Genomic DNA, 21,696 nt, shown 5'->3' with positions numbered 1-21,696 from the left:
AAAAAACAAATTGTTTGTGTTAGTTCATTTGCATGAACCAACTGTTTTGTACTCCAAAACGAGTACCGCACATCTGGCTTATTTTAACCTTACTTACATTGTTTAGTTTTCAAGGAACACATTTGCCAGTCAAGAAACTTACTATAGTTTCGACCACCGACATTTATATATGTTATCACACATATTTCAACATGTCAATACTTTTTTTCTTTCACATTACCAACATCTGACATGTTTCTGTAGTGCGAATATAATTCTATCATATTAACATAATCATGTCAATATGATTACCCCAAAAATCTACATTGATATTAAAAATAATAAAGGTGAGCGATCGCTCACCTTTATTATTACTCTTTATGACGCATATGAGGAAATAGTAATACATCTCTAATAGAAGGGCTATCGGTCAATAGCATAACTAGACGATCAATACCAATACCTAATCCACCCGTCGGTGGTAAACCATATTCTAAAGCATTCACATAATCATGATCCATCATGTGAGCCTCATCATCGCCTGATTCACGCTGTTCCACTTGCGAAGCAAAGCGTCCTTCCTGATCAATAGGATCGTTCAACTCAGAAAATCCATTTGCTAATTCACGTGCAAAAACAAATACTTCAAAGCGATCCGTAATTTCAGGATTCTCTTTATTACGCTTAGCCAAAGGAGAAATTTCTGTAGGATGTCCAATAATAAAGGTCGGTTGAATTAGATGTTCTTCTACTTTTTCTTCAAAGATATTATTCAGTATTCCACCAATACCATTTTTCTTTTCATATTTTACACCTAATTTATCAGCAATCGCCCTCGCTTCTTCAAGCGTGGCAACAGTATCAAAGTCAACATCTGCATATTTCTTAACCGCCTCAGTCATAGTCAGCCTATTCCAAGGTGGGGCAAGATCAATGTCTTGACCCTGATAGGTAATTTGAGTAGTCCCTAAAACTTCTAAAGCTATGCCTGATACAACATCTTCTGTTAACCTCATTAGATCTTGATAGTCAGAGTAAGCTTGATAGAGTTCTACGATAGTAAACTCTGGGTTGTGTCTAACAGAAATACCTTCATTTCTGAATACACGTCCAACTTCATAAACTCTTTCAAAACCACCAACAATCAGACGCTTCAAATATAACTCAGGAGCAATCCGTAAGAATAAATCCATATCCAAAGCATTGTGATGAGTAACAAAGGGACGGGCAGCAGCTCCACCCGCTATAGGATGCATCATTGGAGTTTCAACTTCTAAATAATCACGTTTATCTAAGATGCTCCGTAAGGATTTAATTATTTTGCTGCGAGTCACGAATGTATTTCTAACCTCTGGATTCACAATTAAATCAAGATAACGCTGGCGATAACGAGTTTCAACATCTTTTAATCCATGCCATTTTTCAGGCAGCGGTCTAAGAGACTTAGCTAAAATTTCAAAACTAGTTGCTTTTAAGCTAATTTCTCCGCGTTGTGTCTTAAAGATAACGCCTTCAATCCCTACTATGTCACCAATATCAAGAAGCTTGAATTTATCATATTCAACTTCGCCAACAACATCTTGGCGAAAATAAGCTTGCACCTTACCAGACATGTCCATCAAATGAACAAAACTCGTTTTACCGTGTCCACGCACGGCCATAATACGGCCGGCAATTTTTGCGGATTGACCTTCTAATTGTTCAAACTTAGCAAGAACTTCACTTGCATGGATCGTAACATCATATTTACGAGCAAAAGGTTCAATTCCCTGCGCTTCAAATGCTGTCATTTTTTCTCGACGAACACGCATCAGTTCATTTAGTTCTTCACTTTTTTCAATCTCATGATTCTGCACTTCTGTCATGTTATGATTTCTCCCCTAACTCGTCCATTTTGGTATTTCAAAAGAAGAATATTATAAATTGCGTTTAATATCAATTACTTCATATTTTAAAATACCAGCTGGCACATTTACCTCAACAATACTACCTATCTTTTGACCCAAAATTGCTTGCCCTACAGGTGATTCATTGGAAATCTTAAACTCAACAGGATCAGCTTCTGCAGAACCAACGAGAGTATATTCAAATTCATCACCATATTCTAGATCCTTTAGAACAACTGTAACTCCAATAGATACTACATCTGTCTTTATTTCTTGTTCATCAATGACCTTACTATTACGAAGCATTTTTTCCAATGTTATAATTTCGCCTTCAATAAAGGCTTGTTCATTTTTGGCATCTTCGTATTCGGAATTTTCGCTGATGTCACCAAATTCAATAGCTTGTTTAATTCTTTCAGCGACTTCCCGGCGACGCACGGATTTCAGATATTCAAATTTCTGCTCTATCTTCTTTAATCCTTCTGCAGTGAGAATAAATTGCTTTTCAGCCATGCTTTCTGCTCTCCTTTTATTTTGATTCTTAACGATTTATCTTATTCTAGGTATAGTCCCTTTTGCTACTACAAAATCATCAAAAATTACAATAATTAAATATCGATCTATGAGACAATATAAATAGTGCCAAGTGAATAACTTGACACTTTTGGCAGCAGGTCAGAAGCCCAACTTAATATGCACTTAATTATAGGTATAAACATACTATTTGTCAATGATTTCTAACCAATTCCTCTCTTCTGTTCCTGTTTATTAATTGCTACATTTGCTTTAATCGCTGCAATTTCGTCTGCTGTAATTGCTTTTTCGAAACTACGAAAACCAGCTAATTTAAAACCATGCTTTTTAGCTAAAGTCTCAATTGTTTCTACCTGCTTTACTGTTAAGTCTCGACCTAATGTAAAGTTCTCATATCTCTGCTCTAATGATAAAATCATAGTTTCAGCTATACAAGCATATGCCGTACCTTCAGGGAAACCAATATTGAGTCCAAAATTGACATCACCAGGGACTTCAACTACGCCCCCCTCTATCACCAGAATATCATTGCGCATATCAGCTACACGTCGGGAAACATTTCGAGGTCTGGCTACATCACAAACAATTGCGCCTGATTTTAAATCCTCTGGTTCAATGATAGTGTCTACTGCACTTGTTACGGCAATAATAATATCAGCTGACCTTAAAGCAGATTTAGTATTTGCAGTTACTTTTGCAGCTAAACCTGTTTTTCGTAAAATTTGCTCAGCAAGTTTTTCCAACTTCTCTTCGTTGCGTGCAGCTAATGTTAGATATCGAACTTCCCTCGCTAAGATTTGAGCACAAGCTGCACCAATAGACCCAGTCGCACCTAAAACTAACACGTTAGCTCTTTCCATATCAATCCCCATAATTTTAGCCGCTTGTCTGGTACCTTCAAGAGCAGTAGCAACCGTATAACTATTCCCGGTGGTAACAGCTATATTTAGATTCTTTGCAACCGTTATACCTGCATCTCCCACCACAGAAGTAAAGGCGCCTAACCCAACAATCTTTGCACCCAGCTTTTCGGCTACTTTTCCTGCCTTGATAATCTTTTGCACTACATAATGTTCAGGCATCTCAACCATTTGCCGCGATGTTAACGGACAAGTAACAAACCAGCCCTCACCTTGTGATAGAGTTGACTGTACACCTGTGATATGTGAAGTTTTAAAGGGAGGAATGTATTTTAATACCCCTTCAACCAAGCCATCCGGCCAGCTTTTAGTAAATGAAAATTTACGACTAACATCTTTCGCAATGAACGGATGCACGATAAAAGCAAATTTTTCCATGAAATATTCTCCTTTCAATCAGAAAGCCGCTTAATTCGCGGCATAATCTCTAACTCCTCCAAAATACGTCCATAGTCCATCGCCGTAATTTCCTCTGGACGTTTACCTAGTAAAGTAACCAAAATAGCTTCTAATACATTTGTCCCTAAAGAACGACCACCAATTTCCGGTGTTGTTGTTACTAACGTTTTTACTCCCCGATCACGAAGCAACTCTTCATCTTTTTGGGTAACAGTATTGGTTATGACAGATTTCCCCTTTAAGTTCGCTGGCATGTATCTGCGAATAAAATGAAAATCACCTGCTATAAATTCTGCTTGTTCAAAATATTGACTGAAACGTGGAATATTTTGTGTTTGCTTTTCACCTGTAGGATAAAATATTTCGATTGGTAATTTTGTGATAATAGGCGCAATCACCCGCGCCAACATTGCTAAAGTCCCCAATTTACGAATTGGAACAGGAATTCCTAAACCAAATAATAAGTCACCAAATACTACTTTGCCTTTAGCATTTACTAATTCTTCTGCTAAACCAAACCGATCAACTGCACAAACAACTAGAACTTGCCTGCCATCAAAGATTATGCCTTCTTTTTCATTTAAATATTGCACGACTCTTCGCTCAAGAGTATTCTTTACGCCACTGCCATCTACAATAGGAGTATGCTTAGCTGCTGCAGCTATTTCGACCGACTCTTTAAAAGTATATCTTTTCTTTCCAGCATATATGTATAAGTCTGTCCCACCCATGCCAAAAGCATCTACTTTACCATCTAGTTCATTGATTAATTGTATTGCCTTATTTTTATCTCCATCTGTTCCTATTCGCTCAATGGAAAACATTTCTCCACCAAATTGGCTTATAGCCTGATGGTCACGCTTTGATGACCCTAAGCTGATACTGACAACCCGTTTCATAATACCTTTGCTCCCTCTATGATCTAAACAACTGTTGCACAATACTTTTGATACTTTCTGGATCTACATATTTATTCTCTGCAATAGGAGATTCACCAATTTGTATTCCAATAACTTCCTTATCTAATAATGTCTCCATTAATTTAATTCTAACATTTGACCCTAGTATAATTACAATGTCATAGTTACGCAATGTAGCGATGATTTCCATAATGGTGTTAAAAAGACCAATACCACTTTTTTTCTGTACAAAATCCCAACGTTCCTGCTCTGACAGCAATAAAGAATAATCAATCCCTTCCTGTCTAGCCATGATTCGCAGTTCTTCGCAATTTTCAATAGGAAAGCCAACTAAAGCTACTTTTCCACCTTTTCGAACTTCCCCCAGCGTTTCTAATTTGGAAATAACAGTTCGGTCGATGCCAACACGATTAGCGACTTCTTGCTGTGAAAAGCCTTGACTGCGTAAATTGAACATTTCATCGATGATCTGGTTGATTTTTTGGCGATTTATGATCTTTTCACCAATTCGCAATAACATCTGCTATCCTCTCCTACATTACATCCCAATACAACATAAATTGGTTTTATGGTGAATTTTTATTATTTTGTCTAACATAGTATATGTGCACAAGGTTGTGCACATACATATTTTAGCATTTTTTTTCGAATTTTACAAATATAAATCAGCCAGACACCACTGTTTAACTATTACGAGAACTGTTTCAATACGGCAATAAAGTCGTCTTTGCTCACTGCTTGGTTAAATTTTAGACGTAATTCAGAGGAATGTGGCATTCCCTTCGTATACCATGCTCCATGACAGCGCATTTCTCTAACTCCAATATATTCTCCTTTATGCTCTACTAACATATCTAAATGCCTTAGCAATAGTGAAAAACGCTCCTCTATGCTCGGAGGAGGTAAAATCTCTCCAGAAGATAAATAATGAGTAATCTGGCGAAATATCCAAGGATTTCCTTGTGCGCCCCGCCCTACCATAATGGCATCACAGCCCGTTTCATCCATCATTTTCTCCCCATCATAAGGACTGCGAATATCTCCATTACCAATAACAGGTATCCCTACACTGACTTTAACTTGACGTATTATATCCCAGTCTGCTTGACCAGTATAAAACTGTTCTCTAGTACGGCCGTGAACAGCAATTGCAGAAATTCCTGCCTTCTCAGCCAACTTTGCAATTTCTACCGCATTGACAGAGTCTTCACTCCAACCCTTACGAATTTTAACGGTTACCGGCACTTGTACAGATTTTACAACACTCATCATAATCTGATATGCCAAATCCGGCTGACACATTAAAGCGGAGCCACTACCGTTTTTTGTGATTTTAGGGGTTGGACAGCCCATATTAATATCAATAATATCAGCACCTGACTTTTCGACATGAATCGCAGCTTTCGCCATACTATCGGGATCAGAGCCAAATATTTGCATAGCAACTGGGCGTTCTCGCTTATCAATTTTAAGCATGTGCAAGGTCTGGCAATTCTCATATAGTAAACCTTTATCACTAACCATTTCGGAATACACCAAACCACATCCCATTTCTTTTGCCAACAACCGAAAAGGCAGATCTGTAACACCAGCCATCGGGGCTAGAATTACAGGGTTATCTAATTTAATATTACCAATTTGCATGCTTAAACGACTCCTTACTAAAAATATCGAGAGTAACTTCATCATTTTAAAAAGAAAAATGCTATACATCTATTGTGATCACGGCTATACAGAGAACATAAAAATGGAGGGTATCAAGATACTTCTTAGCGTCCTCTGCCCTCTGGGATTACTTATTCCTGCTTCATAAATACTGTTGCTTGTTCCACTCAAAAATGGCACTTAGCACTTGCTGCCTGGCTGAAAACCAAGCACCTGTCCAAGTACCAAGTACCTATCATCCATTTATCTACCTATTGAGATCGTAAATAATTCGTAAACCTTCTAATGTTAAAAAATGCTCTACAGCATTAATTACAGAAGTTTCTTGTGCAATCAGATTGGCTAAACCACCGGTTGCTATAACATAAGCATCTTGGCCCAGTTCTTCTTTCATTCGTTTAACTATTCCTTCGACTTGTCCAACAAATCCATAAATAATACCTGATTGCATGCTTGTAACTGTATTACGACATATGACACTCTTAGGCTTAACTAGCTCAATCCTGGGTAATTTAGCTGCCCTTTGGAATAATGCCTCAGTAGAGATACCAATGCCAGGAGAGATAGCACCACCAAGATAATCACCATTTTCTCCAATGACACAGAAGGTAGTTGCTGTACCAAAATCAACAATAATAAGAGGACCACTATACTTATGATGTGCAGCAACTGCATTTACAATACGGTCAGCTCCTACTTCTCGGGGATTTTCGTATTTGATAAAAATACCAGTTCTAATACCAGCCCCCACTACTAGAGGCTCAACCTTAAAATACCGCTGGCACATTTTAACCAAGGGTACAACAAGAGGTGGTACAACGGAGGAAATAATAACCTCAGAAATATCTTTGATACTAAGTCCACCATAAGCAAACAGATTATTAATTAACATTCCATACTCGTCACCTGTTTTTTGCCTATCAGTTGATACCCGCCAATGTTGTAATAATTCTTCTCCTTCGTATGCTCCAAGTACTATATTGGTATTTCCTATATCAAACACTAATAGCATCGAGTCTAGCCTCCCATTGTTAAATTACGTAAATCTTAAGATAAAACCCACACATGACAGTATATAAACAGTTCGTCATCCTGTCAACACATTATAAAGGAAGACTTTAACTTAAACAGTTTCTTTTTAGTATAACTATATTATTGCAACTTATTTATATAAAGGAAAAGTTACTCCTTTATATAGGGATATGACTTTACTCAAAGCAAGTTTTCTTTATGGTGTGGCCGAATGGAAACATCACCAGCAATAATTTTCTCTATCCTTCCTTCTATCTCAACTAACAATGCTCCGTCTTTGTCAATATCAACGGCCAAACCGCTAGACTTCTGACTTACCCCAATGATATCTACAGTTTGCCCTAAGGTAACCGATAGTTCACGCCATTCATCCAGCATTTCTACAAATCCATACTGAATCACTTTATGATATTCTTTTTCCAAAGCAGATAGGATTTCCTGTAATAAAGGCAATCGGGGTATCGGCTTATGAGCTGCTGCAGAAAGAGATGTGGCTGTTTCCCTAATATCTAATGGAAATTCTTCCTGACTAATGTTTACATTAATCCCCATACCAATTACCACATGATTAATCGCATCCATTTCAGCATTCATTTCCGTTAAAATACCAACAATTTTTTTCCCTTCATATAAAATGTCATTCGGCCATTTTATACCACACTGCACTTGCGTAATGCTGCGAATCGCTTTCGTTACCGCCACGGCGGCTAACAACGTACACTTCGGTGCATCATAAGGATGAAAAGGCGGCTTTAATACCACAGATAACCAAATACCTTTACCTGCAGGAGAAAACCAACTGCGAGATATTCTGCCTCGCCCCCCATTTTGCATTTCCGCCAGTACAATAGCTCCTTCATGGCACCCCAAATTTGCTTGCTTTTTTGCTTCATTATTAGTGGACTCAATCTTTTCAAAGTAAAAGATCTCCTGCTGTCCTAAGGTTTTAGTCTGCAACTGATCACGAATTTCATCAGGCAATAAAAAATCAGGTACACTCTTCAGCCGATAGCCTCGGCGAGGATGTGCTTCAATTTCATATCCGCCTTGTTTAAGAGTTTGGATATGCTTCCAAATTGCCGTTCTAGATACCGCTAGCTGCCTGCTAATCTCTTCACCCGATAAATATTCATTTGGATAGTTACGCAACATATTTAAAATGCTTGTACGCATTGTGCACTCTCCTCGTCATTTCATATATTATTAATTCCATAATAGTCTTCCCGTTAACCTCTTGTCAATCTAGTATACTACTATCATTTGCCAAGTTGTATACATCAAAAGTTAGTGCATAACTATGCTCATAAACTATATCATATCTTTTAAATAACAGCATGCCAAAAAGCATTAAAAGAATTATACCTGGTAGATAACAATTATTCCTAATATTACATATTGACTTTTGCTATTACCTTCTCCATGATTGACTTATACTCCTTATGATATATACTATTAGAATATTAGCTGATGATTTTAAAATACTGCTTTTAAATATTAATACGATAGAGGTGAGCATATGCCAATCAAAATTTTAGTAGCTGATGATGAACCTGCTATTTGCGAAGTGGTAAAATTATATTTGGAGAAGGAAGGTTTCATTGTTTATACCGCTGAAGATGGCGATATTGCCATTGCCATTGAAACCAAAGAACAGCCTGACTTATTAATTCTAGATGTGATGTTGCCAAAACTTTCTGGCTGGGATATTTGCCAAACCATCCAACGTACGGTACCAGTCATCTTCTTGACGGCAAAAAGTGCCGAATCCGATAAAATCACTGGCTTCTCTTTGGGAGCAGATGACTACATTACAAAACCTTTCAGTCCTAAAGAATTAGTAGCAAGAATTAAAGCAGTACTGCGCCGCAGCGGTTTATTGCAGCAAAATGGTGTTACCTTAGACTTTTCCGAGCTTTCTATCAATCCTTCATCCCAAGGAGTCGAATGTAATGGACAGTCAGCTTCCCTATCACCTAAAGAATTTGAATTATTATTTTTTCTCGCTCGTCACCCCCAAATAGCATTTTCTCGAGAACAGCTCCTTACAAATGTCTGGGGCTATGACTTTGACGGAGATGACCGCACAGTAGACGCAACGATTAAGCGGTTACGTCAAAAATTACATAATTCAAATTATAGCTATATTCATACAGTATGGGGAATCGGTTATAAGTTTGAGGTACTAAGTAAATGATCCGTTCTATATTCAGCAAAATACTTCTTTCTCATATTGGAATTATCTTGTTAAGTACAATCACCTTAACACTGTTTATGTCTTATCTAGTTCGATCCAACGCGGTCGACACTAAGCGTCAAGACTTATTATTTAAAGGTCGGGCAGTGGTAGAATTATTAACGCCTAATCTCTTAGCTGGCAATATTCCCACGAATGAATCTCTTGATAGAATTAGCGAACTTGCCGGTGGAAGAATTTGGCTCATTAATGAAAAAGGTACTGTTCTTGCCGGTCAGCCACCTAATAATTGGTCGAGACGCTTTCAAGAGGATCGACAGGAATACATTGACTTGTTTACTGACAGCCCTCATTCGTGGATACGTCCTACCTATCGAAGAGATCCTTCTATTGTTGTTACATTTGCCATACCGGAAGCTCCTACTCCCATTGTAATCTTCTTAGATGCTCCTATTGTTGGTGTAAACAAAACCGTCTCTTCTTTAGAAAGGACCTTGCTTTACTCATTGTTTGCCAGTGTTGTAACCGCAATCCTTGCTGGATTTCTCATTGCACGCAGTTTGACTAAACCAATTGCAAACATCAGCCAAGCTGCGAAAAATTTTGCGGACGGAGATTATAACAGCCGCACCACAGCAACCGGCAATAATGAAATTGGAAGTTTAGGGCAAACCTTTAATACCATGGCAGACTCCTTAGCAGAAATTGAACAAAACCGCCGAAACTTCTTGGCGAATGTTTCTCATGAGTTAAAAACTCCCGTAACCTCTATCCAAGCCTTATCTGAAACCATCTTAGACGGTTTAGCTCCTAAACCAGAGCAACAACAGCGATATATTGCTACAATTTTACAAGAAAGCCAGCGTCTTGATCGCTTAATTAGTGATTTACTTGACTTATCGCAACTAGAAGCAGACGAATTATCTATCCTTTGTGAAGAATTAGATTTACAAGTTTGGTTAGCAACAGAAGCAACTAAAATGGAAACCTTACTCAATCCCAAACATCTCACTTTACAAACCGTTATACCAGAACAATTGCCTCCTGTATGGAGCGATCCTATTCGTCTTGGACAAGTTCTTACCAATCTTCTGACAAATGCGATTCGCTATTCCCCAGAAGAATCTACTATTACCATTCATTTATCTGCAACAAAACACCAAGTAGCGATTTCCGTTATTGACCAAGGACCAGGCATATCTCCAGACGATGTACCATATATATGGGATCGCTTTTATCGTGCTGATAAATCACGAGCACGTACCTATGGTGGAACAGGTCTTGGACTTGCCATTACTAAAAAACTAGTGCATGCCATGCAAGGTGAAATCAGCGTAGATAGCCAAGTCGGTAAAGGGTCTACATTTACTTTTACACTTCCTGTTATAAAATAAAAAAACTGTCATATCTTTGTCATATCTTCTTTGTATACTGATCTCAACAGCCAATACGGCTGACAATTATACAGGGGGAATGTGACATGAAAATAGTAAATAAAAAGACCATTGCCGCCATGGTCGCTGGTACATTTATTATAGCAGGTGCTGCTAGTCCTTTTATTGTCCAAGCGGCAGAAGAACAAGAGACACCTTCAGCATATCACCAAAAAGAAACAAAAAAACAACTGGATCCGCAAATCGCATCCAAAAGAATTTCTGAGACATTCGGTATTGAACAATCTGTTGTTCTAAAATATAACAATAATGGCATGAGCTTTAAAGATATTGGCAAGGCAGCATTTTTAGCCAAGGCAGGCAACAAATCGATTGACAGTGTCATAAGCAAGAAAACAGCTGATAATAACTGGAAAGAAGTTGCTGATTCTTTAGGGATTACAAAAGAACAAATTAAAGCTGCACATCAAGATTTAGCTGCTGACCAGCTTAATAAAAGAACCGGTATTGATAAAAAAGCTGCTCTAAGCCTGCTTCAAGACGGCTACCATCCACATGATATTGGAATGGCAAGCCAACTAGCTACAGCTAGTAAAAAACCAATTAAAAATGTACTCGCATTAAAGAAGATCAATAATACTTGGTCAGATGTCGCAGCTCAATTAGGAATAGATGCTGAAACATTCAAAAAGGACTTCAAGAATGCAGAACCTGGCCGACATCATAAAGGACCTCAGCAAGATGATGACGAACGCCGTTTTTAACAGCTAGCATATTAAATAAAAAGCAACAACCAATGGTTGTTGCTTTTTATTTAAATTACTGCTTCTACAGTACCAATGACATCTCCCCTATGATTTTTCAAAACAGGTGGAAAATACTCTATCAGTTTTTGATATTCATCAGCAGATAGTAAATCTAATTTTTTCAATATTGCTATCCCTGCAGGGGTAATAGCTCTAAAACCACCATCATCAATTTTAAAACTTACTCCCAATCCATCCGGTACCGATGCAAGGCAATATACAGCTTCTGCTCCAATCTTAGCTAAGATACGTCCCTTCGTAATATTCATAAGTACAGTATCAAATCGTTTACTACCTGCCACCACTTGAGGATGCGCCAGCATGACATCACGAATCAGGCGTACCGACATCTCACGCTCTCCCCATTGCCCTTCTTCCGGTTTAGCCAAACGAGCATAGGCCCAGGCCATATTATATAACGGCAAATAAAATACAGGAACACCACAGCCATCAATCCCTGTTTCTACTTCATCTTTTTGCATATTTGCACTATCAGCAACCGCTTTATACATAATTTGTTGAACAGGATGAGAAAGCTCTGTATATCCTGTAGGTTCAATTTTAAGCATTTGAGCTAAAGCCAGCATGCCACTATGTTTACCTGAACATGCATTATGTACCGCCTGATAGGGCAAATTCTGCAGCATTAGTTCCTTGACCATTTTGCTGCTCATAGGTTTAGCTGCCCCGCACGCCAAAGAATCAACTGTTAATCCGATTTTTTCTAATAAACTGTAAGCAAGCTTTACATGCTCAGACTCACCACTATGAGATGATACCATGAAAGCAACTTCTTCACTTGTTAAATGAAATCGTTCTATGCCACCTTGTTCAATGAGAGGTAATACTTGAAAAGGTTTTGCAGCCGATCGCCAGAACATCGGCCTTTTACCATCCCCAAGCTCCCAAATCATCTTCCCTGTACTATCTACGACAGCAATGTCAGCATGGTGTCTGCTTTCTACCTTGCCTTCCCGCGTATAATGCAATAATACCTCACTCATACCCAAACACCTCCAATTGATAGTTCTATTATAACGGACACTCTCTCTTATACCAATACTTATTACAAGAAAAACACTAGACGTCCAAAAAAATGAAACTTTTTGAATCGCGAAGATTATAAAGATTAAAATATTTATAATCTTCCTTCGTGGTTGATTACTTTTTTAAAAACTATTATACATTTTTTTTACAAAGAAAGAGCAGGTGTACACCTGCTCTTTAAAACTAGGAACGAGAAATATATACAATTTTCGGTCCTGCTTGGCTATTCGTATCCTCAACATCTTCATTCTTTGAAAGGACTATTTTCTCTCCTTCAGATTTCTCAGAAATCTGACCACTTGCTAACAGTTCTTCCAAATCACTGGCTTCCAATGTTTCTTTTTCAATAAGAGCAGTAGCAATTAAATGAAGCTTATCGATATTTTCTTGCAGCATTGCTTCTGTTTTATTGTAAGCACCTTCAATCAGCCTACGTACTTCTTTGTCAATAGAAGAAGCTACTTCTTCACCATAGTTCCGATCACGAGAAATATCCCGTCCTAAGAATACCTGTTGCTGCTGTCTGTTACCAAATGTAATTGGTCCTAAATTTTCACTCATGCCATATTCAGTAATCATTTTGCGTGACAAGTCAGTAGCACGTTCTAAATCATTCTGTGCACCTGTACTAATTTCTTTAAGTACAACAGCTTCCGCTACACGCCCACCTAATAAAACACTGAGTTGTTCCAGCAATTCAGTACGTGTAGCATAATAGCGGTCCTCTGTCGGCAGCATTAGTGTATAGCCACCAGCTCGTCCGCGAGGGATGATCGACACCTTATGCACTGGATCCGTATTATCCAGCAGCATTCCAATTAAAGCATGACCTGCTTCATGATACGCAGTAAGTTTTTTCTCGCGCTCACTAATCACCTTACTTTTACGTTCTGGTCCTGCAACAACACGTTCAACAGATTCTTCCATCTCAGGCATATCAATTCGTTTTTTATTACGCCGTGCCGCCAAAAGAGCTGCTTCATTTACTAAGTTACTTAAATCCGCACCCGTAAAACCAGGTGTCCGACGCGCGAGTACATCAAGACTCACTTCTTTCGCTACTGGTTTACCTTTGGTGTGAACTTTCAATATCTCTAAACGTCCCTTAACGTCAGGCTTATCAACAACAATCTGCCTATCAAAGCGTCCTGGACGCAACAAGGCTGGATCAAGAATATCTGGACGATTGGTCGCTGCAATGATAATAATTCCCTCATTAACGCCAAATCCATCCATCTCAACTAGCAACTGGTTTAATGTCTGTTCCCGCTCATCATGTCCGCCACCGAGACCTGCTCCACGCTGACGTCCTACGGCATCAATTTCATCAATAAACACAATACAAGGTGCACTCTTTTTAGCTTGTTCGAACAAGTCCCTAACTCTGGAAGCACCGACACCAACAAACATTTCCACAAAGTCAGAACCACTGATGCTAAAGAACGGTACTCCTGCTTCTCCAGCTACTGCGCGGGCTAGTAGAGTTTTACCAGTACCCGGAGGTCCAAATAGCAATACGCCTTTGGGTATCCGAGCTCCCAAATCATTGAATTTCTTAGGATGTTTTAAAAACTCAACGACTTCTTCTAATTCCTGCTTCGCTTCTTCAGCACCAGCCATATCGCCAAAGGTCACCTTAATTTTATCTTCACCATGAAGCTTTGCCCGGCTTTTGCCAAAAGACATTACTCGATTTCCGCCGCCTTGTGTCTGCTGCATAATAAAGAACCATACCCCAATTAACAGCAGCATCGGCAAGATTGAAGAAAAAATTGTAGTCCACCATGGTGGTTGAGGCGGCTGTTCAGCCTTAATATCAACATTTTTTTCTCGCAACGTATTAATAAGTGTAGGATCATTCGGTGTAATTGTGGTAAATTCAGTACCATCTGTCAGTTTGCCTCGAATATCTTTATCGACAACCGTGACACTCTGAACCTTCTGTTCCTCAATTTGATGTAAAAATTGAGTATAGCTAATTTCCTGTTTATTCGTTGTACGTGAGGAATAGTAGTCAATTATTGAAATAGCAATGATAATAATCAACAAATAAAAACTTACATTTCGAAAAAATTTATTCAAAGTAGCCCTCCTCTCACTGAAGCACCAACGTTATTTTCCTGCCATGGGCATTGTCATGTCCTTTGGCCTCCATAGTGAAATATTATACCATCAAATCTAATAATTAACAATAAACTTAGTCTTGATATATTTCAGGTTTTAAGATTCCAATGAAAGGTAAATTCCTATATTTTTCAGCATAATCCAGTCCATATCCGATTACAAAATGATCCGGTATCGTAAAACCATTATATGCAATATCCACATCTACCTTACGTCGTTCTGGTTTATTTAGAAGAGTACATATTTTAATGCTGGCTGGCTGGCGCGATTTGAGATTATCGACTAAATAATTCAAAGTTAAGCCTGAATCAATAATGTCTTCTACCACTAGAACATGCTTACCTTCTACATTTTCGTCAAGGTCTTTAAGAATCCTTACCACGCCGCTAGAGCTGGTCCCTGCACCATAACTGGACACAGCCATAAAATCAATTGCTACCGGCACTTTAATTGCTCTGGCCAAATCCGCCATAAAAAGTACTGCTCCTCGTAATACCCCAATCATTAAGATTTCTTTGCCAGCATAATCAGCAGTTATTTCTGCCCCTATTTCTGCTATACGTGCCGCTAATTGCTCCTCACTGAGCAGGACTCTTTCCACATCATTAATCACTATTGTTCCTCCTGTTTTATTATATATATTACACAATAAAAAAATGTAAACTGATTAAAATTTTAATTATTTTTTATTGCATTTTCTAAAATGCTTATTCGCAAAAACTGTTTTGTTTTATCGGTGACTTCGCCACGTCGGCTTTGACGATAACCTCCAATCCAAAGGATACCGCCTTCATCGCAAATAATGGGTATCGAATCTCTCACTTCTTGAGAAATTTTTTCATCAATAAAATAATCCTTCACTTTTTTATTTCCATCAAACCCAAGAGGGATAAAGCGATCACCTACACGACGAGTACGAACAAATAAAGGCAATAATAGCTCATCTGCATCAAAAACAGCCATATTCATCTGACTTTTTATCCGTATCGCAGTCAGCTCTACGCTGATATGTATACCCAATTGCTGAATTTCGGTAATACCGGGAATTGTTAATTCTTGTCCAGAATAGGCTGCCTGATTCGTCACAGCAGATGGCTTTTCTCCTACGTATAGTCCATCATAAGTTTTGTAGGTTGTCAACCCACCAGGTAACTGTAAAATGCTTCCCACCCGCCCATGAAAAAGCATTTCTATCAAACTTTCCACATGATAAAAGCTTATTCCTGTTAAAGAACCTTGTTTTTTTTCAATTGCTAATCGAATTATTTCACGCGTAACAGCAATATGTACCAATTTCATCTTTTCAGCAATAAGCAATAAGCAGTGATCTTCGTCTTTCACGGCTTCTTGCCATATACTCTTAGCTGTATGGTGAATAAAATCATGCTCATCGCCAACAATAGTTGCAGTTCTGCACAATGAATCTTTAACAGCAACATTATACTGTTTTTCTAACTCAGGCAAAAGATGAATGCGAATACGATTGCGCAAATAATTGGTTTCAAAGTTTGAACTATCAAATTTAGGTTCAAGCTGATTCGTTTTGCAATACGCTATAATATCAGCCCTGCTAACCGAAAGCAGCGGTCTGATAATATCGCCATTCATTGGTTGTATCCCTCGTATTCCAGCGCTGCCTGATCCTCGCAGGATATTCATTAATACAGTTTCTGCCTGGTCGTCCCGATGATGTCCTGTAGCAATCTTAGCACCACCCACCGTTTTCGCGACCTGCCGTAAATACTGATAACGTACAATTCGAGCAGCTTCCTCTCCTGACTTACCCGTCTCTTTCATAAAAGCAGGGACATCAATCGCTTTATGATAACATATTAAACTGCGTTTGGCACAAAAATCCACTACAAAAGCTGCTTCCATAGCAGATTCTTCACCACGTAACATATGATCAACATGAGCAACAACTATGCTTATACTATATTCTGAGCGAAATTCAGCAAGGATATGTAGCAATGCTAATGAATCTGGTCCGCCTGAGCAAGCCACTACAATCGTATCTCTTTGTGCTAATAATCCATGCCGATCTATCCATGCTTTAACTTTTTCTAACATCAGTACTGCAACTCTCCAAATTATAGTTTTTAATTAAGCGAAAAAGAGTAGAGCTGACAAAGATGCCAAATGCAATGGCTCCTGCCGTTAGTATCGTCTGCATCCCTTTTGCTACCCCATACACATAATTTCCTTCCACCATGTAAAGCATCGTCATATAGGCATCACCTCCCGGAACCAAAGGAATAAATCCCGGAATAATAAAAATAGTCGCTGGCTTTCGAAGAATACGTGCCAAAATTTCAGCTATTACCCCAACAGCTACACTCGCTAAGAAATCAGCTAATATTCCATTTGCCCCAAATATCATCGTAGTGTACATGATCAGCCAGGCCATCATGCCTACAAAACTAACGTATAATAATAATTTGCGAGGAATGCGATATAATATACCCACCGATGCAGAAATTAATAGCACTGCTATTATTTTTACGATTAACAAAGCCTCACCTCATTATACCTTAAAAGCCAATATAATTACCACACCCATAGCAACGGCTGCCGCTGTTAATGCAGCTTCTAACCCTCGAGACAGACCACTTAGCAAATCACCTGCAATCACATCCCGAATGGCATTGGTAATGGCTACCCCAGGAACTAAAGGCATGATGCCACCAATAATGACAGCATCAGGTCGCAAATGAGGCCAAATTGAATGTAGGAGTACACCACACAAAGCAACAGCCATACCACCAAGAAACTCAAAAGAAAATTGTATACCATGTAATTTTGAGACGATATGAGCAATGTAACGTACGACCATGGCCGCTGCAAAGGCAGCTACTATCTCAAAAAAAAGTGCATTTTGTAAGACTGCAGTGCCACCTCCAATAACTCCCGACGCTACCATAGACGGCAATAATGAAAATCCGGTTCGTTCTTTGCTAATACTGGTTAAAATTCCTTTCGCATCCTCATATCCCATACGCTGAGCTACTAAGCTTCGTGATAACTCATTTACCTTTGAAATCCGATCCAGATTAATGGTACGCTCTCGTACTCGCCGCATAACAGTTAAGGTGTGTCCCAATTCATCGGTTACTGTTAAAAAGACTCCTGTCGGAATGACAAAACTCTCCACCGTGCTGGCACCGCAAGCTTCGGCCATATGATCCATAGTTTCTTCTATACGATAGGTTTCTGCTCCATTCTTTAACATGACCTCACCTGCCAGTGCTGCTAATGAAACCATTTGCTCCAATGAGATTGTCACGTATGTACACCGCCCATACTATTTTCAACATCTAAATCAGTGTTATCTTATTCTCGCGCTTTATTATATTTTCCTGCAATTGCAATAAAAATAACCCAGGATATTCTATCCTGGGTTATTTTTATCATGAGTAATTCTCTTTGAAGATTTATATACTTGTCATTATACGTCTGTATTTTGAGCCACTTTTGCAACCATAACTGTCATATCATCATGTACTCGATTGCCAGACATTAGTAATGCTTGAGCGAGAATCTGCTCTGCCAATGCCTGAGGTTTGGTATTGACTCCTCTTCGTAAAAAATTAGCTAACCAATTTTCCTTATCTAAGCTGCTTTGGGGAACATCCACAATTCCATCACTAACCATGATGATAAAGTCGCCCTCAACTACTATTTCTTTTAGCGGCTTAATTTCAATCTGCTGTAAAATACCAATTGGCAGCGACGATGATTTGATAGTCATAACCTCTCTAACCCTCTTAATAAAACTCGGCGCCGCTCCAATCTTCAAGAATTCAGTCTCTCCTGAATACGTATCAATCACTGCCATATCAAGAGTCACGAAAGACTCATCAGGAGTGCGCAATAGCAGCATTGAATTCACTGTCTTTACTGCTATTGTAGTATCAAACCCAACTGATAATAGCCTTTGCAAAAATTTTATGGCCATATTACTCTCAAGAGCTGCCTTTTTACCGCTTCCCATACCATCACTTAGTATCAATGCTATCTTTCCTTTATACAAAGGAATTACTGTGCAAGTATCACCACATATTCCTTGCCCCTCTTTTGCAAAGCTAGCAATACCAGTTTCTATTTGAAACCGCGTTGCTACTTTCATGGCTAAGGTACATCTTTTTTTCTTAATGGTATCGCCACATTCCGCTTTTAACATTAATTTTTCTTTCATGATACTTGATGCTAAAGGCAAAATAGTATTGATACACTCTTTCTTATTATTACAGGGAGATTTACTGGCCTCAATCACAGCTCCTCCTTGTTTTCCTGTCACCCTTACTCCGGTAAGAGAACATTCCAACATCGCTGCCTTTTCTTGCAATACCAAAGATAAAGCTTTATTTGAATGCTCAACTTTACCGATTTCATAAGCTAAGTTACTAATAATCACACTAGTAGCTTCCATTTGTTCAGTAACAATTTGGCGCTGCTCAATGATTCTCTTTTGCCAAAAGGATGCAGTAATATTCCGTTCAGTTACCAATCCGATCGTCTCTATTAGTTCTTTCTTTCGAATACAATTGTCTTGAAATACTTTCGGCAAATTGCTTATAGGCATAGATTTGATGTCGGTCTGCTCAAGCAGTTCTAAGATCCCATGGTAGGTGCGATAAAAATCTGCCTCCCAGCACTGAGGTCTTTTACCGCAATTTACACATAACTGCTCCCCTACAGTAGAAAGTGTTTTGGCTAATTGATCATCCCGAATCTTCCCTTTTGTATCTTCAACAATACTGCCAAATGTTCCAGCTAACTCATGAAATACCTCTGCAATATTTTTAATTTTAGATACCGTTTCTTGCACATGCAGGGAATTATCGGCTGCAGATACAGACGTTGGAGAGGAAAAAGCAAGATTACACCAATTGGCTACCCCCTTGCTGGGTACCAAGAAGAACATTCCTCCTGCGATTGCACATTCACTTAGTGCTCGCAATAATTGCTGATCTTGTCCAAAATATAATATAGTAATCACACTTCCTAATATGAATCCCAATATGACTGCAAATTTTCCCAATCCGCGAAAAGCTCCTGCTAAAACACCTGCCACCGCATATAAAGATACAGTCAGCGTTGCATTTCCATCACTTAATCCAATAACCAGTCCAATCACTACACCCACACAAGCACCAAGTCCTGGGCCGCCAGCAAGCGACATCGCCATGATTAAAAGACATCCCGCCATATTACGAATATTATAGTCAAAGACAATGATATTCCCCAATCCAGCGACAGCAATGGCTAGAAGTAGGATCATGCAACTGACGCGTTCACTGGTCATATATTGTTGAGAATAAATTGATTGTTTCTCTAGTAACATCGGCACCCCATACATAAAAATATAAGACAACACCAAACAAGTACTCGCATCAAATATTTGTAATAAGAAATTGTACAAAGTTGCTTGTGAAAATAAGCTGATTACGAATCCATAACATAGGATCACGCAAAATGCCAATAGAGGCACGGCCATTATTTTCTTGTGCAACCGTGTAATTTTATCTGACCACAAATAATATAAGAGCATTGTTGCGACATAGGTGCCAACTTCTACATAATATCCCGCTGATAATACTCCTGCAATGCACCATAATCCTACCGTAAAAGCTCGTTTTTTTTGCAGTTGCGCTACCGCAGCAAAAAAGGCCAATCCAATTGGTGCAATGTCTCCCATAATCGTAACTCGTGCCAATAAAAAGGATAACATATTGATAAACCAATTTTGCGTCTGCATGATCGGCAGAAACATACAATATCCCTTGTATAAAATCGTCTTAAAAGACAAGTGTCGAGGTGCTTGTTTCTTCTCAGTTTTTGGTTGTGGTACATCTAGCATCTCATTCGGCAAAGTAATAACAGTTACTTTTGGCATAATGATTCACCTCTATTCATATAATACCAACAGGAGAGTTACCCCTTATCAAATATACTAGTATCTCATCAGCAAGAACTCTGTTACTTTAGCAGTCCTTTTCCATCCTGCTTCTGTTATCGCCGCCTTACAGATTCCCGATAAATGGGATACTAGGACATATTATTATTTTACATATATTGGTATTCATTCTTTGTCTGAATAAGTCTGTTACGGAACAAAAATTCCGACAAAAAGTCAATTAAAAGTAAAAAAAAACACCTGACAAATACAACGTCAAGTGTTTTTTGTATTATAAAGTTATTATTTTTGTCGAGACACTAGGAAATTTTTCCGTCATATAATAACATTAAAAATTACATCAAAAAGAGCATTTCAATGTGAAATGCTCTGATGAACTATTACTGAGAACGAGCAGCACCACGACCGCCACGTTTAGATTCTGTATTACGTTTTAAATCTCCAAGACGTTCATCACTATCTTTTAAAAACTTAGTCAACTTGTCTTCAAAGGACGGCGCATTCACTTTCCCAAAGCGCCGATTATCATTGGCTGGTGCTCTCCTGGGAACAGGACTAGGAGCTGGACTTGGACTTGGCGGCTGAAGTTGCTTAATCGACAACCCTATTTTTCCGCGCTCATCAACTGACAAAACTTTAACTTTTACCGTATCTTGCTCTTTCAGGAAATCTTTCACATCACGAACATACACATCAGCAACTTCCGAGATATGAATTAAACCCACTTTTCCTCCAGGCAATTCTACAAATGCTCCGAAATTTGTAATACCTGTCACAACGCCCTCAACCACACTGCCAACTTCAATGGACATACTAATCAAACTTCCCCCTTAAAAAACTATGTTTTTCATCCATATTATAACCTTGACACTGAAAAGG

At 38.7% G+C, this 21,696-nt stretch carries 19 protein-coding genes; 3 read left to right on the top strand and 16 right to left on the bottom strand.

Translation table 11 applies throughout. The annotated features are described in order from the left end of the window. Window positions 1-350 precede the first annotated feature (350 nt). From lysS to BMZ99_RS20790, 8 genes are all read right to left on the bottom strand, one after another. A complete protein-coding gene (lysS, locus tag BMZ99_RS20825; protein WP_090942344.1) occupies window positions 351-1,844 on the bottom strand; it encodes a lysine--tRNA ligase in 1,494 nt (497 codons plus the stop codon). 51 nt (window positions 1,845-1,895) lie between these two features. Then, window positions 1,896-2,378: a transcription elongation factor GreA gene (gene greA / locus BMZ99_RS20820; RefSeq protein ID WP_090942341.1), complete on the bottom strand. Its 483-nt coding sequence runs from the start codon at window positions 2,376-2,378 to the stop codon at window positions 1,896-1,898. Between the two features lie 224 nt (window positions 2,379-2,602). Continuing rightward, window positions 2,603-3,697 (bottom strand): saccharopine dehydrogenase NADP-binding domain-containing protein, encoded by a 1,095-nt coding sequence (locus tag BMZ99_RS20815; RefSeq protein ID WP_090942320.1) that lies wholly within the window; start codon window positions 3,695-3,697, stop codon window positions 2,603-2,605. Window positions 3,698-3,711: 14 nt separating this feature from the next. After that, window positions 3,712-4,617 carry a quinate 5-dehydrogenase gene (locus tag BMZ99_RS20810; RefSeq protein WP_090942317.1) on the bottom strand — a complete coding sequence of 302 codons (906 nt, stop codon included), beginning with the start codon at window positions 4,615-4,617 and terminating at the stop codon, window positions 3,712-3,714. A gap of 16 nt (window positions 4,618-4,633) precedes the next feature. Next, window positions 4,634-5,158 carry a transcriptional regulator gene (locus BMZ99_RS20805; RefSeq protein ID WP_090942314.1) on the bottom strand — a complete coding sequence of 175 codons (525 nt, stop codon included), beginning with the start codon at window positions 5,156-5,158 and terminating at the stop codon, window positions 4,634-4,636. 170 nt (window positions 5,159-5,328) lie between these two features. Next, window positions 5,329-6,282 carry a tRNA dihydrouridine synthase DusB gene (gene dusB, locus BMZ99_RS20800; RefSeq protein ID WP_090942311.1) on the bottom strand — a complete coding sequence of 318 codons (954 nt, stop codon included), beginning with the start codon at window positions 6,280-6,282 and terminating at the stop codon, window positions 5,329-5,331. 268 nt (window positions 6,283-6,550) lie between these two features. Then, window positions 6,551-7,315: a type III pantothenate kinase gene (locus tag BMZ99_RS20795; protein WP_090942308.1), complete on the bottom strand. Its 765-nt coding sequence runs from the start codon at window positions 7,313-7,315 to the stop codon at window positions 6,551-6,553. Window positions 7,316-7,515: 200 nt separating this feature from the next. Beyond that, complete coding sequence (locus BMZ99_RS20790) at window positions 7,516-8,508, bottom strand: biotin--[acetyl-CoA-carboxylase] ligase (RefSeq protein ID WP_090942305.1); 993 nt, start codon at window positions 8,506-8,508, stop codon at window positions 7,516-7,518. A 343-nt stretch (window positions 8,509-8,851) separates the two neighbouring features. Between BMZ99_RS20790 and BMZ99_RS20785 the strand changes: the two genes are divergently transcribed. From BMZ99_RS20785 to BMZ99_RS20775, 3 genes are all read left to right on the top strand, one after another. Then, window positions 8,852-9,529: a response regulator gene (locus BMZ99_RS20785; protein ID WP_090942302.1), complete on the top strand. Its 678-nt coding sequence runs from the start codon at window positions 8,852-8,854 to the stop codon at window positions 9,527-9,529. Further along, on the top strand, window positions 9,526-10,923 hold the full coding sequence (locus BMZ99_RS20780) for a sensor histidine kinase (RefSeq protein ID WP_090942299.1): 1,398 nt from the start codon (window positions 9,526-9,528) through the stop codon (window positions 10,921-10,923). The genes BMZ99_RS20785 and BMZ99_RS20780 overlap by 4 nt, the downstream gene beginning before the upstream one ends. An 86-nt stretch (window positions 10,924-11,009) precedes the next feature. Further along, window positions 11,010-11,687: a hypothetical protein gene (locus BMZ99_RS20775; RefSeq protein ID WP_090942294.1), complete on the top strand. Its 678-nt coding sequence runs from the start codon at window positions 11,010-11,012 to the stop codon at window positions 11,685-11,687. Between the two features lie 50 nt (window positions 11,688-11,737). Here BMZ99_RS20775 and BMZ99_RS20770 read toward each other — a convergent pair whose 3' ends face one another. The 8 genes from BMZ99_RS20770 to BMZ99_RS20735 all read right to left on the bottom strand — a co-directional run bounded on the left by BMZ99_RS20770 (window position 11,738) and on the right by BMZ99_RS20735 (window position 21,629). Next, window positions 11,738-12,733 carry an asparaginase gene (locus tag BMZ99_RS20770; protein WP_090942291.1) on the bottom strand — a complete coding sequence of 332 codons (996 nt, stop codon included), beginning with the start codon at window positions 12,731-12,733 and terminating at the stop codon, window positions 11,738-11,740. Between the two features lie 226 nt (window positions 12,734-12,959). Further along, the gene (ftsH, locus tag BMZ99_RS20765; RefSeq protein WP_090942288.1) at window positions 12,960-14,858 is read right to left on the bottom strand and encodes an ATP-dependent zinc metalloprotease FtsH; all 1,899 of its coding nucleotides are present in this window, start codon (window positions 14,856-14,858) and stop codon (window positions 12,960-12,962) included. 115 nt (window positions 14,859-14,973) lie between these two features. Further along, on the bottom strand, window positions 14,974-15,513 hold the full coding sequence (gene hpt / locus BMZ99_RS20760) for a hypoxanthine phosphoribosyltransferase (protein ID WP_090942285.1): 540 nt from the start codon (window positions 15,511-15,513) through the stop codon (window positions 14,974-14,976). A gap of 62 nt (window positions 15,514-15,575) precedes the next feature. Further along, window positions 15,576-16,970: a tRNA lysidine(34) synthetase TilS gene (tilS, locus tag BMZ99_RS20755; RefSeq protein WP_090942282.1), complete on the bottom strand. Its 1,395-nt coding sequence runs from the start codon at window positions 16,968-16,970 to the stop codon at window positions 15,576-15,578. Beyond that, a complete protein-coding gene (locus BMZ99_RS20750; RefSeq protein ID WP_090942279.1) occupies window positions 16,954-17,412 on the bottom strand; it encodes a threonine/serine exporter family protein in 459 nt (152 codons plus the stop codon). The genes tilS and BMZ99_RS20750 overlap by 17 nt, the downstream gene beginning before the upstream one ends. A 12-nt stretch (window positions 17,413-17,424) precedes the next feature. Further along, a complete protein-coding gene (locus BMZ99_RS20745; RefSeq protein ID WP_090942276.1) occupies window positions 17,425-18,183 on the bottom strand; it encodes a threonine/serine exporter family protein in 759 nt (252 codons plus the stop codon). Between the two features lie 162 nt (window positions 18,184-18,345). Continuing rightward, window positions 18,346-20,796, bottom strand: a complete 2,451-nt coding sequence (gene spoIIE / locus BMZ99_RS20740; RefSeq protein ID WP_090942273.1) for a stage II sporulation protein E — start codon at window positions 20,794-20,796, stop codon at window positions 18,346-18,348. 401 nt (window positions 20,797-21,197) lie between these two features. After that, window positions 21,198-21,629: a S1 domain-containing RNA-binding protein gene (locus BMZ99_RS20735; protein ID WP_090942271.1), complete on the bottom strand. Its 432-nt coding sequence runs from the start codon at window positions 21,627-21,629 to the stop codon at window positions 21,198-21,200. Between the last annotated feature and the right edge of the window lie 67 nt (window positions 21,630-21,696).

This window comes from Pelosinus propionicus DSM 13327 (genome assembly GCF_900114615.1).
In the GTDB taxonomy this organism is placed as follows: domain Bacteria; phylum Bacillota; class Negativicutes; order DSM-13327; family DSM-13327; genus Pelosinus; species Pelosinus propionicus.
This window is presented reverse-complemented; position numbering and strand designations above follow the sequence as displayed.

Bases quoted from the DNA above. Each gene is read 5' to 3' on its own strand.
- BMZ99_RS20735 (WP_090942271.1), bottom strand. From the start codon at position 21,629: ATGTCCATTGAAGTTGGCAGTGTGGTTGAGGGCGTTGTGACAGGTATT.
- BMZ99_RS20805 (WP_090942314.1), bottom strand. From the start codon at position 5,158: ATGTTATTGCGAATTGGTGAAAAGATCATAAATCGCCAAAAAATCAAC.
- BMZ99_RS20810 (WP_090942317.1), bottom strand. From the start codon at position 4,617: ATGAAACGGGTTGTCAGTATCAGCTTAGGGTCATCAAAGCGTGACCAT.
- BMZ99_RS20770 (WP_090942291.1), bottom strand. From the start codon at position 12,733: ATGAGTGAGGTATTATTGCATTATACGCGGGAAGGCAAGGTAGAAAGC.
- BMZ99_RS20785 (WP_090942302.1), top strand. From the start codon at position 8,852: ATGCCAATCAAAATTTTAGTAGCTGATGATGAACCTGCTATTTGCGAA.
- dusB (WP_090942311.1), bottom strand. From the start codon at position 6,282: ATGCAAATTGGTAATATTAAATTAGATAACCCTGTAATTCTAGCCCCG.
- lysS (WP_090942344.1), bottom strand. From the start codon at position 1,844: ATGACAGAAGTGCAGAATCATGAGATTGAAAAAAGTGAAGAACTAAAT.
- BMZ99_RS20775 (WP_090942294.1), top strand. From the start codon at position 11,010: ATGAAAATAGTAAATAAAAAGACCATTGCCGCCATGGTCGCTGGTACA.
- spoIIE (WP_090942273.1), bottom strand. From the start codon at position 20,796: ATGCCAAAAGTAACTGTTATTACTTTGCCGAATGAGATGCTAGATGTA.
- tilS (WP_090942282.1), bottom strand. From the start codon at position 16,970: ATGTTAGAAAAAGTTAAAGCATGGATAGATCGGCATGGATTATTAGCA.
- BMZ99_RS20780 (WP_090942299.1), top strand. From the start codon at position 9,526: ATGATCCGTTCTATATTCAGCAAAATACTTCTTTCTCATATTGGAATT.
- BMZ99_RS20790 (WP_090942305.1), bottom strand. From the start codon at position 8,508: ATGCGTACAAGCATTTTAAATATGTTGCGTAACTATCCAAATGAATAT.
- BMZ99_RS20815 (WP_090942320.1), bottom strand. From the start codon at position 3,697: ATGGAAAAATTTGCTTTTATCGTGCATCCGTTCATTGCGAAAGATGTT.
- BMZ99_RS20795 (WP_090942308.1), bottom strand. From the start codon at position 7,315: ATGCTATTAGTGTTTGATATAGGAAATACCAATATAGTACTTGGAGCA.
- greA (WP_090942341.1), bottom strand. From the start codon at position 2,378: ATGGCTGAAAAGCAATTTATTCTCACTGCAGAAGGATTAAAGAAGATA.